Source organism: Nocardioides xinjiangensis, assembly GCF_017916385.1.
GTDB lineage: Bacteria > Actinomycetota > Actinomycetes > Propionibacteriales > Nocardioidaceae > Nocardioides > Nocardioides xinjiangensis.
In genome coordinates, this window is the sequence record NZ_JAFMSW010000001.1 from 116,004 (window position 1) to 130,261 (window position 14,258).

Here is a 14,258-nt window from a genome sequence, read left to right on the forward strand (position 1 = left end):
AGCGGGGTGCGCTCTGCCACGTGTCAGTCCTTCTCGAGTACGGCGATGCCCGGGAGCTGCTTGCCCTCCAGGAACTCCAGCGACGCGCCGCCGCCGGTGGAGATGTGGCCGAACGCGGCCTCGTCGAAGCCGAGCTGCCGCACGGCCGCGGCGGAGTCGCCGCCGCCGACCACGGACAGGCCGTCGACCTTCGTGAGCGCCTCGGCGACGGCGCGGGTGCCCTCGGCAAACGCCTCGACCTCGAACACGCCCATCGGACCGTTCCAGAACACGGTGCGGGCGTCGGCCAGCGCCGCCGCGAACGCGGCGGACGACTTTGGCCCGATGTCGAGCCCCAGCGCGTCGGCCGGGATCTCCGAGGCGGGCACGACCCGGGGTTGCGGCTCGCGGTCGCCCGACGGGAACGCCGTGTCGACCACCACGTCGGTCGGGAGCACGATCTCCACGCCGCGGTCCGCCGCCTCGGTGAGGTAGCGGGTGCAGGTGTCGAGCTGGTCGTCCTCGAGCAGGCTCCTGCCGACCTCGTGGCCCTGGGCCTTGAGGAAGGTGAACACCATGCCGCCGCCGATGAGCAGCCTGTCGGCCTTGTCGATGAGGTTGTCGATGACGCCGAGCTTGTCGGAGACCTTGGAGCCGCCGAGCACCACGACGTAGGGGCGGTCGGGGTGCTCGGTGAGTCGGCGCAGCACGTCGACCTCGGCCGCGACCAGCCCGCCCATGGCCGAGGGCAGCCGCTGCGCGACGTCGTACACGCTGGCCTGCTTGCGGTGGACCACGCCGAAGCCATCGGAGACGAAGGCGTCGGCCAGGGCGGCGAGCTCGTCGGCGAACGCGCCCCGGGCGGCGTCGTCCTTGCTGGTCTCGCCGGCGTTGAACCGGACGTTCTCCAGCAGGGCGACGCCACCGTCGGCGAGGCCCTCGACCGTCTCGCTGGCGCTCGCGCCGACGGTGTCGGTCGCGAACGCGACCGGGCGCCCGAGCAGCTCGGAGAGCCGCTCGGCGACCGGGCGCAGCGAGTACCTCGGGTCGGGTGAGCCGTCCGGGCGGCCCAGGTGGGCGGTGACGACCACCCGGGCCCCTGCGTCGGACAGCTGCCGGAGCGTCGGCACGCTCGCCCGGATGCGGCCGTCGTCGGTGATGGAGGTGCCGTCGAGGGGCACGTTGAGGTCCGAGCGGACCAGGACGCGCCTGCCCCTCAGGTCACCCAGCGACTCGATGCCTGCGGTGTGGTCGACCATCGACGTCAGAGCGTCTCGCCGATGTAGGTGATCAGGTCGGCGAGGCGGTTGGAGTAGCCCCACTCGTTGTCGTACCAGCCGGCGACCTTGACCTGGTTGCCGATGACCTTGGTCAGCGGCGCGTCGAAGATGCAGGACGCCGGGTCGGTGACGATGTCGGAGGAGACGATCGGGTCGGTGGAGTAGCGGAGGTACCTGCCGTCCGCGGCCGCCTTGACGATCTCGTTGACCTCGTCGACCGAGGTCTCGCGCGAGGCCTCGAACGAGAGGTCGGTGAGCGAGCCGGTCGGGGTCGGGACGCGCAGCGCGTAGCCGTCGAGCTTGCCCTTGAGCTCGGGCAGCACCAGGCCGATGGCCTTCGCGGCGCCGGTCGAGGTCGGCACGATGTTGAGGGCGGCGGCGCGGGCGCGGCGCGGGTCCTTGTGGATGTTGTCCTGGAGGTTCTGGTCGGCGGTGTAGGCGTGGATGGTGGTCATCAGGCCCTTGTTGATGCCGAGGCCGTCGTTGAGGGCCTTCGCCATGGGCGCCAGGCAGTTCGTGGTGCACGAGGCGTTCGAGATGACGGTGTGCGCGGACCCGTCGTAGAGCTCGTGGTTCACGCCCATCACGATGGTGATGTCCTCGTTGGAGGCCGGCGCGGAGATGATGACCTTCTTGGCCCCGGCGTCGACGTGGGCCTTCGCCTTGGTCGCGTCGGTGAAGAAGCCGGTGGACTCGACGACGACGTCGGCGCCGATGTCACCCCACTTGAGGGCGGAGGGGTCGCGCTCGGCGAACGCGTGGATGGTCTGGTCGCCGACCTTGATCGAGGACTCGTCGCTCGACACGTCGGCGTCGAGACGCCCCAGGATCGAGTCGAACTTGAGCAGGTGCGCCAGGGACGCGTTGTCGGTCAGGTCGTTGACGCCGACGATCTCGATGTCGGCGCCGGAGGCGCGGACGGCGCGGAAGAAGTTGCGGCCGATGCGGCCGAAGCCGTTGATGCCTACGCGAACGGTCATGTGCATGTCTCCTAGGTGTGGGGCCTTCGGTGACCCCGTCGACGACTCTGGCCTTCGGTGACCGTCACCGACCCTATCGGTAGCCGCGAGGGCCCCGGCCCGGAGTCTCCCGCGGTACGGACGGGTAACCGGGGATCGCCGCGACGCCTCAGCGGGCGCGCCCGGGCGGCCGCGGGCGACGATGCGTCGGTGGCGACCCGCTCGGTCGGGGTGCATGATGTCCCCCGCACTCCGGCACGGGCGGGGTGGCGGACCGAGGCGGCTACGGGGGGACTCGCGTGCAGGACGGGGGCGGCATCGGCGTCCGGTGCTCGGGCGTGGTGCACCTGTACCGCACCTTCGAGGGGCACGACGTGGTGGCGCTGCAGGGCGTCGACCTCGAGATCGCGCCCGGGGAGCGGGTCGCGTTCCTCGGACCCAGCGGGTCGGGCAAGTCCACCCTCCTCGCGCTGCTCGGCGGCATCCAGCGGCCCAGCGCCGGGCGCATCCTCCTCGGCGACGACGACATCTCCCGCATGGGCGAACGGCACCTCGCCCGGCTCCGCGCACGCCGCGTGGCCACGATGCTGCAGGGAGCCACGCGCAACCTCCTCCCCTACACGACGGCGCGGCGCAACATCGAGTTCGCCCGGGTCGGGATGACCGCGGAGGAGGCCACCCGGGCGCCGGCCGTGTTCGACCTGCTCGACCGGGTCGGGCTGACCGACCAGGCCGACCAGGTGGTGAGCACGCTCTCCGGCGGCCAGCGCCAGCGCCTGGCCCTGGCGTGCGCCATCGCCACGACACCCGGTCTGCTCCTCGCCGACGAGCCCACCAGCCAGCTCTCGCACGCCGACCGCGACGCCGTGGTGGGGCTGCTCCACGACCTCAACCGCGACTTCGGCACCACCGTCGTGGTCGTCACCCACCAGCCGGAGGTCGCTGCGACGTTCCCCCGGACGGTGACGATGAAGGGCGGCCGCGTCGGCTCGGAGGGGCACCACGGCGCCGAGTACGCCGTCATCGGCACCGAGGGCGTGCTGCACCTGCCCTCGCACCTGTCCGCGCAGTGGCCCCCGGGCACGTTGGTCCGCGTCGAGGCCGAGCCGCGGAGGATCGTGATCTCCCATCCCGCGGACGAGACCGGCATCCCCCAGGACGGCGTGCGATGAGCGCCGCCGGCGACCTGGTCCTCGACCACGTGAGCTACCGGCCCGGGCCGCTGCTCCTCGACGACGTCTCCGTGACGTTCCCGGCCGGGAAGGTCACGGCCCTGTCGGGACCGAGCGGGTCGGGGAAGACCACGCTGCTCTCGGTGGCGGGCGGCCTCGTCGCACCGACCGCGGGCACGGCGACGTACCGCGGCCAGGAGACGTGGCAGGGCGACGGCGACCCGCCGCCCGAGATCGCGTTCGTGCTCCAGGTCTACGGCCTCGTCCCCATCCTCTCCGCGCGCGAGAACGTCGCCATCGCGCTGCGCGCCCGCGGCACGCCGTGGTCCGACGCCTCCGACCGCGCCGAGGCGGCGCTCGCCCGCTTCGACATCGCCGACCTCGGCGACCGGCAGGTCGAGGAGCTCTCCGGGGGCCAGATGCAGCGGGTGGCCTGCGCCCGCGGCCTCGTCGTCGGCGCTCCCGTGCTGCTCGCCGACGAGCCGACCAGCGAGCTCGACCAGGGCAACGTCGCGGTGGTCCTCGGCGCGCTGCGTGCGGAGGCGGAGCGCGGCTGCGTGGTGGTCATCGCCACCCACGACCCGGCCATCGTCGAGGCGGCCGACCACCACGTCGCGATCGACGAGGGCCGGCTCGCATGACCTCACGCGCGGTGGCCGGGTGGTGGACCCGGCGGGGGACGCACCTGCCCGTCGCCGCCGCGATCGCCCTCGTGACAGCCGCGTCGGTGCTCGCCGACGGCAGCGGCAGCCGGGCGCTCCTGGTCCCCCTCGCCGTGCTGACCGCCGGGGTGCTCCCCGGCGCGGGCGCGGCGCTCGGCGCCGCGCGCCGGCAGGAGGCGGCCCTGCTGCGGCTGCACGGCCGCCGGGGGCCCCGGTGGGCGAGCGCGCTGGTGGCCGAGCCGCTGCTGACCGCCGTCCTCGGCGGCGCGGCCGGGGTGGCCGTTCCGGTGGCGGCCGGCGCCGAGCGTCCCTCTCCGGGCCTGCTCCTCACGGTGTGGCTCGCCGCCACGGCCACCGTCGTCACCGCGATGCTGGTCGCCCTGCGCGGACCGCTGCCCCACCTGCTCCGACCCGCCGGCGGCGAGCGGGCCCGCCGGTCCGGCACCCTCGCGGCGCTGGTGCCCGTGACCGTCGCGGTGGCCGCGGTCGTGGCGCTGCTGCGCCGCTCCTCGACGGTGCCGGACGCCTGGGCGTTCACCGCCCCGGTCGTGGTCGGGCTCGCGGCCGGGCTGCTCGCGACCACGACGGTGCGGCTGGTCGCCCGCCGGCTCGCCGGACGCCCCGCGCTCGGCCCGTCGCTCGCGGGTCATCGGCTCGCGCCGTCCCGCGCCACGGCCGGGATGGCCGTCCTGGTCGGGTCGGCCGTGCTCCTCGGCTGCGCCGCGAACACCGCCCTGGCCGTCGGTGACTGGGCGCGCGACACCAGGCTCGTCACGTCCGCCGCACCTCTCGTCGTGCCCTTCGACGGATCTGCCGACGCGGTCCTGGAGGCGACCCGCACGGCGGACCCGGACGGCAGGTGGCTGATGGCGGCCGTCCGGGTCTTCGAGGACGACCGGCCGGTCTCGCGCCGGGTCTACCTCGACGCCACGCGCTACGAGCGGGTGGTTGGCGACCGCCTGGACGGGACCGTCGCGGCCGATGGCTCCCAGCAGGTGAGCGACCTCGCCGCCGCGGCCGCCGGGACCGAGCCCGAGCCCGCCACCAGTGGACGGCGCCTGACCGTCCGCCTCGCCCTCACCGGCCCGCGTCCGCGTCCGCTGCGGCTCGACGTGCTCACGGTGAGCCCCTCCGGTGCGGGCCGCCAGACCGTCTTCGCCCGCCCGGTGCCCGGCACGCCGACGACGGTGTCGGCCGCCCTGACCCGCTGCGAGACCGGGTGCCGCGTGACAGGCCTGGAGGTCGCCATCGGCGTCCCGTGCAACCCCGACACCTGGGCCCAGCCTCGGTGCCGGCGGCCCGCGCTCGACGTGACCGCGCTCGACCTCGGGGGGCTCGACCTGCTCGCGCGTCCGTGGGTGCTCGCCGAGCCCGACGACCGGCCCCCGGGCGAGGTCACCGCCTCGCCGGCGCGGCTCCGCGTCCGGCCGAGCAGCGCCGGCACCAGCTACCTCACCACCGACCGCTCGCCGTGGGCCGCTCCGGTCCTCGCCACCGAGACCGTGGAGTGGTCCGAGGGCCCCGAGGCGCCGACCACCGGCGGCATGGCGCGACCCGCACGGGTGCTCGACACCGCGGAGGCCCTCCCCGTCGTCGGGGCCGCGGGCAGCGTGCTCGACCTGCCGACCTCGCTGCTGCCGGGCACCGGCACCGTCGCCCGCGCCGAGCCGCTCGTGCTGGCGCGGGCCGACACCCCGGCCGACGTGCTGGCCGGGATCGGCGCGCCGCGAGTGGGCACCGAGCTCTCCCGCGACGTCGTCGAGGCGGCGGACCGCGGGGTCGCGACGCGCTTCACGCTGCTCGCCGCCGGCGGTGCGCTGCTGGGGCTCCTGGCCGTCCTGCTCCCGGCCGCACGACTGCGGGGCGAGCGCGCTCACGAGCGCGCGGTCCTGCGCCTGGTCGGCGTCCGTCGGGCCGACCAGCGCGCAGCCGGCCGCCTGCAGGCCCTCGCGGTGGCCCTCGCCGCCGGGCTGGCCACCGTCGCCGCGACCCTGCTCGTGGTCGTGACCCTCTCCGGCGCGCTGCCCGTGCTCGCGACCGGTCCCGGGCAGCTGCCGCTCGACACCGGCCCCCGCGCCCTCGCCGTGCTTCTCGCCGGGGCCGTGGCGACGACGCTGGCGGGGGCCGCCGCGTGGTGGACCGACCTCGTCCCCGACCGTGCGAGCCGCCCCGCGCGCCTGCGCGAGGAGGTGGCGCCGTGATCCGGGTGGCGCTCGACGGACTCCGGTCGCGCTCCCTGTTGTCGGTGGGCACCCTGCTGCTGCTGGTCGTGGCGCTCGGCTCGGCCGTGCTGGGCCCCGCCTTCGCCGCGGCCGTCGGCAACGCGTACGCCGTCACCCGCCTCGCCGAGGAGCGCAACGCCCTGACGGGGCGCACGTGGGAGGTCCGGCCCAGCCGCGGCACCGACGACCCGGGCGCCCTGCTCGACGACACGCTGACCCAGCTGGTCCTGCCCGAGGACCAGCACGCGCCGTCGGCCCAGCTCGAGACCGCTCGCGTGCTCGCCCCCGGCGCGCTCGGCGAGGTGATGCTGATGGCGAAGCCGGACGCGTGCGCCTACCTCGACATCGAGGGCCGGTGCCCGTCGGGGCCGGGCGAGGTGGCGGTGCTGGCCGGTGATGCCGAGGAGGACGGCCACGCGCTCGGCGACCGGATCGACCTGGGCGAGCCGTTCGGCACGCTGACCCTCGTCGGCACCTACGCCTACCCGTCCGGTCCCGCCGTGGCCGCCGAGCGACGCGAGGCGCTGGAGGACTTCTGGTTCGAGCCGGGCCGGCTGGCCTCCGTGCCGGCGACCGTGCGCACCGGCACCGAGGTGCCGCGCCGGCCCGCGCCGTACCTCGTCGTGCCCGAGCAGCTCGCCGGCCTGCCGCCGCACCTGCTGCTCGTCCGGGCCGACAGCCGCATCGAGGTGCCGGCCGACCTCGACGCCGCCGACCTGCCCGAGCTGGCCCGCCGCGCCGCCCGGGACCCGGCTCCGCAGCAGCTGGGGGTCGGCACCGCCGCCGAGGTCTCCAACAACGACCTCGACGGCATCGTCACCGACGTCGACCGGGAGCGTCGCGCCGCGCTCCTCGCCGTCGCGCCCGCCGTGGTGTCGCTCGTCCTCGTCGCCCTCGCGCTGCTCGGCCGGCTCACGTCGGCCGCCGGCGAGCTGCGGGTGCCCGACCTCGCGCTCGCCTCGCTGCGCGGCGCCGACCGGCGCCGCACGTGGCTGCTGGCGCTGAGCGAGCCGCTGCTCCTCGTCGCCCTCGCGGTGCCGGCCGGGATCGCGGCCGGCGCGGGACTCACGTGGGCGCTGGTGCGCGCCTGGCTGCCGCCGGGGGTCCCGGTGCCGGTGCCTGCGTACGCCGTGCTCGCGTGCGTGGCGGTCGTCGGCTGCGCCGTCGCGGTGTGCGTGGTGTCCACCCGGGCGGTCCTCGCCCGCACCCTCGCCGACCAGCTGAGCGGCCAGGCGCGGCCCCGTCCGGCCGGACGGCCGGCCGTGCTGGCCGCGCTCGTGCTGGTGGCACTCACCCTCGCCCTGGTCGTCGCCGCGCTCTCCCGGCCCTCCGGGGGCGCCACCGACGCCGCCGACCTGGTGCTCCCGCTGCTCATCGCCGCCGTGCTCGGGCTGGCCGCCGCCGGCGGTGCACGCGCGGGCGCGGCCGCGCTCGCCCGGCGGCCTCCCCGCGGGGTCGCCGGCTTCCTGGCCGTGCGGGCGGTCGCGCGGCGTGCGGTCGGCACCCTCGTCGTCCTCCCGCTGACGATCGCGATCGCGGTCGTGACCTTCGGGGCCGGTACCTTCGACGCGGCTGCCGCCTGGCGGGCCAGCGTGGCCGCCACGCAGGCGCCGGCCAGCACGGTGTGGTCGAGCGAGCTGCCGATGCGCGAGGCGGTGGCGCTCACCCACCGCCTCGACCCGGACGGGCGATGGCTGATGGCGACCGGCACCTGGAACGCCCAGGACGGCACGTACGTCGTCGCCGACGTCCCCCGCCTGCCCGCCGCGTCGCTGTGGGACCCGTCCTGGACGCCGGGGCACGACGTCGACGACGTGGTGGCCCTCGTCACCCGGCCGTCGCCGCCCGCGCTGACGGGCTCCCGGCTGCGCCTGGGACTGACCGTGCCGCGCGCCGCGGAGGAGGTCACCGTCGAGGTGCGGCTGCGCACGTCCGGCGGCGACACCCTCAACGCCTACGTCGGGCCGTTCCCGCCGGGCGCCTCCTCGGCCACCGAGCGCGTCCCCTGCGGCGACGGCTGCACGGTCGAGGGACTCGCGCTCGCCGGACCGGCGGGCCTGCCGACCGAGCTCGTGGGCGACTACGTCGTCGGCCCGCTCGAGGTCGACGGCGCGGCCGCGTCCGAGGTGCTGACCGGCGGCGCCTGGCACCTGGTCGGCGAGGGCATCGCGCAGGCCGCCGACGGCCTGCGGGTCGCCGGCGACGGCCTCGTCGTCACGGCCGACGGCACCGGCAAGGCGGGGCTGACGTCCGGGGCCGGCGGCCTGCGCCCCGTGGTCGCCGGCCGCGAGGCCGTGGACCGGCTGGGCCGGGTCGCCGCGGGCGCCGCCACGTCGTCGGTGGGCGGTCCGCCGCCGTCCGAGGCCGTGCTCGCCGCGGAGAGCGTCCCCTTCCTCGGTCCCGAGGGCGTGCTGATCGACTACGCCGTCCTCACGACCAACCGCACGGTCTACGAGGACGAGTTCGAGGTGCGCGTCCTGGCGGCCGCCGACACGCCCGGCCGCGTGTCCACCGCGCTGGCCCGCGAGGGGCTCACCGTCGAGCGGCTGCACGGCCAGGAGCGCGAACGCCTCGACGGCACGGCGTACGCCCTGGCGCTGCGGCTCTACCTGGTCGCCGCGCTCCTCGTGCTGCTGATGGCCGTGGCCGGGCTCGCGGTCACCACCGCGATCCAGCTGCCCGGGCGCCGGATGGACGCCGCCGCGCTCAGCGTCGTGGGGGTCCGGCGCCGCTCGGTGCTGCTGTCCGTGGCGGTGGAGCAGGCCGTGGTGCTCGGCGCGGCCGCGGTCGCGGGCCTGCTCGCAGGTGCGGCGGCCCAGCTCATCGTGCTCGGCCGGATCACCCTGGGCCAGGTCGAGGAGGCGTCGTGGCCGCGGGTCGTCGCTCGCGTCGACCCGGCCCTGCTGAGTGCCACCGCGCTGCTGGTCGCCGTCCTGCTGGGCACGGTGGCGCTGCTGAGCGCCTGGGCGACCGTCCGGCGTGCGCGCGGCGCGTCGTTGCGGGAGAAGGCCCGCTAGGCCGGTCGTTCCCGGCTCACGCCTCGTCGGCGAGCATCTCCGGGGTCAGCGACGCCTCGGTGTCGGGGATGCCCAGCTCCTCGGCACGCTTGTCGGCCATCGCCAGGAGCCGCCGGATGCGACCGGCGATGGCGTCCTTGGTCAGCACCGGCTCGTGCAGCTGGCCCAGCTCCTCGAGCGAGGCCTGCTTGTGCTCGAGCCGCAGGTGGCCGGCCTGGCGGAGGTGGTCGGGGATCTCCTCGCCCAGGATCTCCAGGGCGCGCTCGACGCGCGCGCCGGCAGCGACCGCGGCCCGCGCCGAACGGCGCAGGTTGGCGTCGTCGAAGTTCGCCAGCCGGTTGGCGGTGGCCCGGACCTCGCGGCGCATCCGCCGCTCCTCCCAGGCCATCAGCGACTCGTGGGCACCGAGCCGGGTGAGCAGGGCCCCGATCGCGTCGCCGTCGCGGATGACGACCCGGTCGATCCCGCGGACCTCGCGCGCCTTCGCGGAGATGCCGAGGCGACGGGCGACGCCGACGATCGCCAGCGCGGCCTCGGGACCGGGGCAGGTGATCTCGAGCGAGGACGAGCGACCCGGCTCGGTGAGCGAGCCGTGCGCCAGGAACGCGCCCCGCCAGGCCGCGACGGCGTCGCAGCCGCCGCCGCTGACGACGGCGGGCGGGAGCCCGCGCACGGGCCGGCCGCGCTGGTCGAGGAGCCCGGTCTGGCGCGCCAGCGCCTCGCCGTCCTTGGTCACCCGGACGAGGTAGCGGCTGCCCTTGCGGATGCCGTTGCCCTGCACCATGACGACGTCGGACGGGTGGCCGTAGACCTCCGCGATGTCCGTGCGGAGGCGTCGGGCGGCAGCGCCCGTGTCGAGCTCGGCCTCGACGACGATGCGTCCGCTCACGATGTGCAGCCCGCCGGCGAACCGGAGCATCGACGCCACCTCGGCCTTGCGGCAGCAGGTCTTGGTGATCTGGGTCGAGGCGAGCTCCGCCTTGACCTGTGCCGTCATTGCCATGGGGCGAATCCTGCCATGCAGGTCAACGACCCTCGAACCGTCAGCTCAGGCCTCGGCCACGATCTCGCGGAACGCCGCGGCGAGACGTTCGGGGTCGTGACGCGGCTCACCGGGGACGGCGACGTCGGCGACGACCAGGCGGGCACCCCGGTCGGCGACGGCCTTCTCCAGCCGCGGGTGGTCGTCGGCCAGGGCGGAGGCGTCGACGAGGACGGCGTGCACGCTGAGGTCGGGGGCGTGCTCGAAGAGGACGGCGAGGTGGTCGGCGGGACCGAAGCCGGTGGTCTCCCCCGCCTGCGCCTCCAGGTTGAGAACGACCACGAGGCGCGCCGCGGTCTCGGCGAGCGCCCGGCGCAGCCCGGGGACCATGAGGTGCGGGATGACCGAGCTGAACCACGAGCCCGGCCCCAGCACCACCCACTCGGCGGCCAGGATCGCCTCCACCGCCTCGGCGCAGGCCTCAGGCGCCTCGGGCACCAGCGCCACGGACTCGATCCGCCCGGCGGTGGTGGCGACCTCGACCTGGCCGCGCACCACGCTGACCGACCCCGGCTCGGCCGGGTCGGCGCCCCGGACGCGGGCCGTGATGTCCATCGGGGTCGTCGCCATCGGCAGCACCCGTCCGTGGGCGCCCAGCAGCCGGCCCACCCAGTCCAGGGCGCGCACCGGGTCGCCCATCAGCTCCCAGAGGCCGACGATCAGGAGGTTGCCGACGACGTGGCCGTTCATCTCGCCCTCGCCGGCGAACCGGTGCTGGACGACGTCCGCCCACGTGCGGCCCCACTCGTCGTCGCCGCACAGCGCCGCGAGCGCCATCCGCAGGTCGCCGGGCGGGAGCACGCCGAACTCGCCGCGCAGGCGGCCCGAGGAGCCGCCGTTGTCGGCCACCGTCACCACGGCGGTGAGGTCGTCGATGGTCAGGTCGTCGTGGAGCCGTCGCAGCGCCGACAGGGTCGCGAACAACCCGTGCCCGCCGCCGAGGGCCACCGCGGCCTGCGCGGTGTCGCGGGCCACGTCACTCCCTGCCGAGGTCGCGGTGGGTGGTGCTCACGTCGTAGCCCCCCTCCCGCAGCCGCCCGGCGATCGCCTCGGTCATCGCGACGCTCCGGTGCTTGCCGCCGGTGCAGCCGACGGCCACCTGCATGAAGCGCTTGCCCTCGGTGAGGTAGCCGCGGGCGACGGTCTCGAGCACCGGGAGGTACTGCTCGAGGAACGTCCCCGCAGCCGGCTGGGACAGCACGTAGGCCGAGACGTCGGGGTCGCGACCGTTCTGGGGGCGCAGGTCGGGGACCCAGTGCGGGTTGGGCAGGAAGCGCATGTCGACGACCCAGTCGGCGTCGACGGGGATGCCGTACTTGAAGCCGAAGCTGATCACGGTGATCTTCAGCCGGGTCGTGGCGGCCGTGCCGAACAGCTCCGCGATGCGGTCCTGGAGCTGGTGGACGTTGAAGTTCGAGGTGTCGAGGAGGACGTCGGCGTCGCCGCGGACGTCGGCCATCACCTCGCGCTCACGCCGCAGCCCGTGCAGCAGGCGGCCGCCGCCCTGGAGGGGGTGCGGCCGGCGTGCCGCCTCCTGCCGGCGCACGAGCACCTCGTCGCTGGCCTCGAGGAACAGCAGCGTCGTGGGGCGGCCGGTGACCTGCTGGTGGCGGTTGGCCTGGAGGGAGTCGAAGAACGAGCCGGAGCGCACGTCGACCACCACCGCGATGGGCTGGTGGATCCCGCGACTGTCGTCGACGAGGCGGACCACGTCGCGGACCAGGGTCGGCGGGAGGTTGTCGACGACGAAGTAGCCGAGGTCCTCGAGCTCCTTGGCTGCGGTGCTTCGGCCGGCGCCGGTCATGCCGGTGACGACCACCAGCTCGCCGGGGGTCGGCTCGTCCATCTAGTCCTCCATGATCTCGCCGGTGGCGGTGTTGACCGTCGGCGCCTTGGCAGCAGTCTTGCCGGTCGCGTCGACCTTCGCGACGGCGTCCTTGATGGCGGTCGCGGTGCGCGGGCCGATGCCGGGCACCAGGGCGATCTCGTCGACCTCCGCCTCGCGCAGCTTCTTGAGCGAGCCGAAGTGCTTGAGCAACGTCTTGCGCCGGACCTCGCCGAGCCCTGGGACGTCGTCGAGGGTGCTCTCGACCATCGACTTCGAGCGCCGGCCGCGGTGGTGGTTGATGGCGAAGCGGTGCGCCTCGTCACGGATGCGCTGCAGGAGGTAGAGCCCCTCGCTCGTGCGGGCCATGATGACCGGGTCCTCCTCGCCGGGCAGCCACACCTCCTCGAGCCGCTTGGCCAGCCCGCAGACCGGGACGTCGTTGATGCCCAGCTCGGCCAGCGCCTGCTGCGCGGCCGCGACCTGCGGCGGACCGCCGTCGACGACGACCAGGGACGGGACGTAGGCGAACTTGCGGGGCCGGCCCGTCTCGGGGTCGACGAGGAGGGGCCTCTGGGTGTCGTCCGGACCGGCCTGCGCCGCCGCGCGACCCTCCGCGGCCGCCGGCGGAGCGTCGTGCGGCTCGACCCGGCTCTGCTCGTCGAGCAGCCTCTTGAAGCGCCGGGTGATCACCTCGTGCATCGACGCGACGTCGTTCTGCCCGTCGACGCCGCGGATCACGAACCGGCGGTACTCCGACTTGCGCGCCAGTCCGTCCTCGAAGACCACCATCGACGCCACGACCTCCGTGCCCTGGAGGTTGGACACGTCGTAGCACTCGATGCGCAGCGGCACCTCGTCGAGGCCGAGCGACTGCTGGATCTCCTCGAGCGCCCGGTTGCGGGTGGTCAGGTCGCTGGCGCGCTTGGTCTTGTGGAGCGCCAGCGCCTGCGCGGCGTTGGTCGCCACGGTCTGCTGGAGGTCGCGCTTGTCGCCGCGCTGCGGGACGCGGATGGCGACCCTGCTCCCCCGCCGCTCGGTGAGCAGCTCCTCGAGCACGTCGTGGTCGGGCGGGAGCGCGGGCACGAGCACCTCGCGCGGGATGGACTCGGTCTCGCCGCCGTAGAGCTGGAGCAGGAAGTCCTGGACCAGCTCGGGGGTGCCGCCCTCGTCGGTGCGGTCGGCGACCCAGCCGCGCTGGCCGCGGATGCGCCCGCCCCGCACGTAGAAGATCTGGACGGCGACCTCGAGCGGGTCCTCGGCCAGCGCGATGACGTCGGCGTCGGTGCCGTCGCGCAGCACGACCGCCTGCTTCTCGAGCGCCCGGTTGAGCGCGCCGAGGTCGTCGCGCAGGCGCGCGGCCTTCTCGAAGTCGAGCGCCTCGGAGGCGGCGTACATCTCCCGCTCGAGCCGCTTGGTGAACGCCGCGGTGTTGCCGGCCATGAAGTCGCAGAAGTCGTCGACGATCTCGCGGTGCTCCTCGGCGGTGACGTTGCCGACGCACGGCGCGGCGCACTTGTCGATGTAGCCCAGGAGGCAGGGGCGCCCGATCTGCGCCGAGCGCTTGAACACGCCGTTGCTGCACGAGCGCATCGGGAAGACGCGCAGCAGCAGGTCGACGGTCTCCCGGATCGCCCAGGCGTGGCTGTAGGGGCCGAAGTAGCGGGTGCCCTTGCGCTTGGCGCCCCGGCCGACCATCACGCGCGGGAACTCCTCGCCCACGGTGACGGCGAGCCAGGGGTAGGACTTGTCGTCGCGGTACTTGACGTTGAACCGCGGGTCGAACTCCTTGATCCAGCTGTACTCCAGCTGGAGCGCCTCGACTTCGGTGTCGACCACGGTCCACTCGACGCTCGCCCCGGTCGTGACCATGCTGGCGGTGCGGGGGTGCAGGTTGGCGATGTCCTGGAAGTAGGACGACAGCCGCGGCCGCAGGCTCTTGGCCTTGCCGACGTAGATGACGCGGCCCTTGGCGTCGCGGAACCGGTAGACCCCCGGCTTGGTGGGGATCGACCCTGGAGCGGGTCGATAGGAGCTCGGCGTGGCCACCCGACAACCCTACGGGCGGCCCCCGACAGGCAGCACGACCCGGTGCGGGCC

The 14,258-nt window shown here is 75.0% G+C and carries 10 protein-coding genes; 4 read left to right on the plus strand and 6 right to left on the minus strand.

Going from position 1 to position 14,258, the window contains the following annotated elements; genetic code table 11:
• Positions 1-23 precede the first annotated feature (23 nt).
• Positions 24-1,238, minus strand: a complete 1,215-nt coding sequence (locus J3P32_RS00605; protein WP_210437651.1) for a phosphoglycerate kinase — start codon at positions 1,236-1,238, stop codon at positions 24-26.
• A gap of 5 nt (positions 1,239-1,243) precedes the next feature.
• On the minus strand, positions 1,244-2,239 hold the full coding sequence (gene gap, locus J3P32_RS00610) for a type I glyceraldehyde-3-phosphate dehydrogenase (RefSeq protein WP_210437652.1): 996 nt from the start codon (positions 2,237-2,239) through the stop codon (positions 1,244-1,246).
• Between the two features lie 278 nt (positions 2,240-2,517).
• Here gap and J3P32_RS00615 point away from each other — a divergent pair, with 278 nt between their 5' ends.
• From J3P32_RS00615 to J3P32_RS00630, 4 genes are read left to right on the plus strand one after another with little or no spacing between them, the layout of a single operon-like run.
• Positions 2,518-3,390, plus strand: coding sequence for an ABC transporter ATP-binding protein (locus tag J3P32_RS00615; protein ID WP_210437653.1), 873 nt, complete (start codon positions 2,518-2,520; stop codon positions 3,388-3,390).
• The gene (locus tag J3P32_RS00620; RefSeq protein ID WP_210437655.1) at positions 3,387-4,031 is read left to right on the plus strand and encodes an ABC transporter ATP-binding protein; all 645 of its coding nucleotides are present in this window, start codon (positions 3,387-3,389) and stop codon (positions 4,029-4,031) included. The genes J3P32_RS00615 and J3P32_RS00620 overlap by 4 nt, the downstream gene beginning before the upstream one ends.
• On the plus strand, positions 4,028-6,253 hold the full coding sequence (locus J3P32_RS00625) for a hypothetical protein (RefSeq protein ID WP_210437656.1): 2,226 nt from the start codon (positions 4,028-4,030) through the stop codon (positions 6,251-6,253). The genes J3P32_RS00620 and J3P32_RS00625 overlap by 4 nt, the downstream gene beginning before the upstream one ends.
• Positions 6,250-9,291, plus strand: a complete 3,042-nt coding sequence (locus J3P32_RS00630) for an FtsX-like permease family protein (RefSeq protein WP_210437659.1) — start codon at positions 6,250-6,252, stop codon at positions 9,289-9,291. The genes J3P32_RS00625 and J3P32_RS00630 overlap by 4 nt, the downstream gene beginning before the upstream one ends.
• Before the next feature lie 16 nt (positions 9,292-9,307).
• Here J3P32_RS00630 and whiA read toward each other — a convergent pair whose 3' ends face one another.
• Genes whiA through uvrC form a run of 4 tightly spaced genes read right to left on the minus strand, consistent with a single transcriptional unit; the run spans position 9,308 to position 14,207 of the window.
• Positions 9,308-10,294: a DNA-binding protein WhiA gene (whiA, locus tag J3P32_RS00635; protein WP_210437662.1), complete on the minus strand. Its 987-nt coding sequence runs from the start codon at positions 10,292-10,294 to the stop codon at positions 9,308-9,310.
• Positions 10,295-10,339: 45 nt separating this feature from the next.
• On the minus strand, positions 10,340-11,308 hold the full coding sequence (locus J3P32_RS00640; protein WP_210437665.1) for a gluconeogenesis factor YvcK family protein: 969 nt from the start codon (positions 11,306-11,308) through the stop codon (positions 10,340-10,342).
• A gap of 1 nt (position 11,309) precedes the next feature.
• Complete coding sequence (gene rapZ / locus J3P32_RS00645; RefSeq protein ID WP_210437668.1) at positions 11,310-12,179, minus strand: RNase adapter RapZ; 870 nt, start codon at positions 12,177-12,179, stop codon at positions 11,310-11,312.
• On the minus strand, positions 12,180-14,207 hold the full coding sequence (uvrC, locus tag J3P32_RS00650; RefSeq protein ID WP_210437671.1) for an excinuclease ABC subunit UvrC: 2,028 nt from the start codon (positions 14,205-14,207) through the stop codon (positions 12,180-12,182).
• Between the last annotated feature and the right edge of the window lie 51 nt (positions 14,208-14,258).

What these genes read in the sequence shown, in the direction of transcription:
- gap (WP_210437652.1), bottom strand. Translation starts at nt 2,239, where the DNA reads ATGACCGTTCGCGTAGGCATCAACGGCTTCGGCCGCATCGGCCGCAAC.
- whiA (WP_210437662.1), bottom strand. Translation starts at nt 10,294, where the DNA reads ATGGCAATGACGGCACAGGTCAAGGCGGAGCTCGCCTCGACCCAGATC.
- J3P32_RS00625 (WP_210437656.1), top strand. Translation starts at nt 4,028, where the DNA reads ATGACCTCACGCGCGGTGGCCGGGTGGTGGACCCGGCGGGGGACGCAC.
- J3P32_RS00620 (WP_210437655.1), top strand. Translation starts at nt 3,387, where the DNA reads ATGAGCGCCGCCGGCGACCTGGTCCTCGACCACGTGAGCTACCGGCCC.
- rapZ (WP_210437668.1), bottom strand. Translation starts at nt 12,179, where the DNA reads ATGGACGAGCCGACCCCCGGCGAGCTGGTGGTCGTCACCGGCATGACC.
- J3P32_RS00605 (WP_210437651.1), bottom strand. Translation starts at nt 1,238, where the DNA reads ATGGTCGACCACACCGCAGGCATCGAGTCGCTGGGTGACCTGAGGGGC.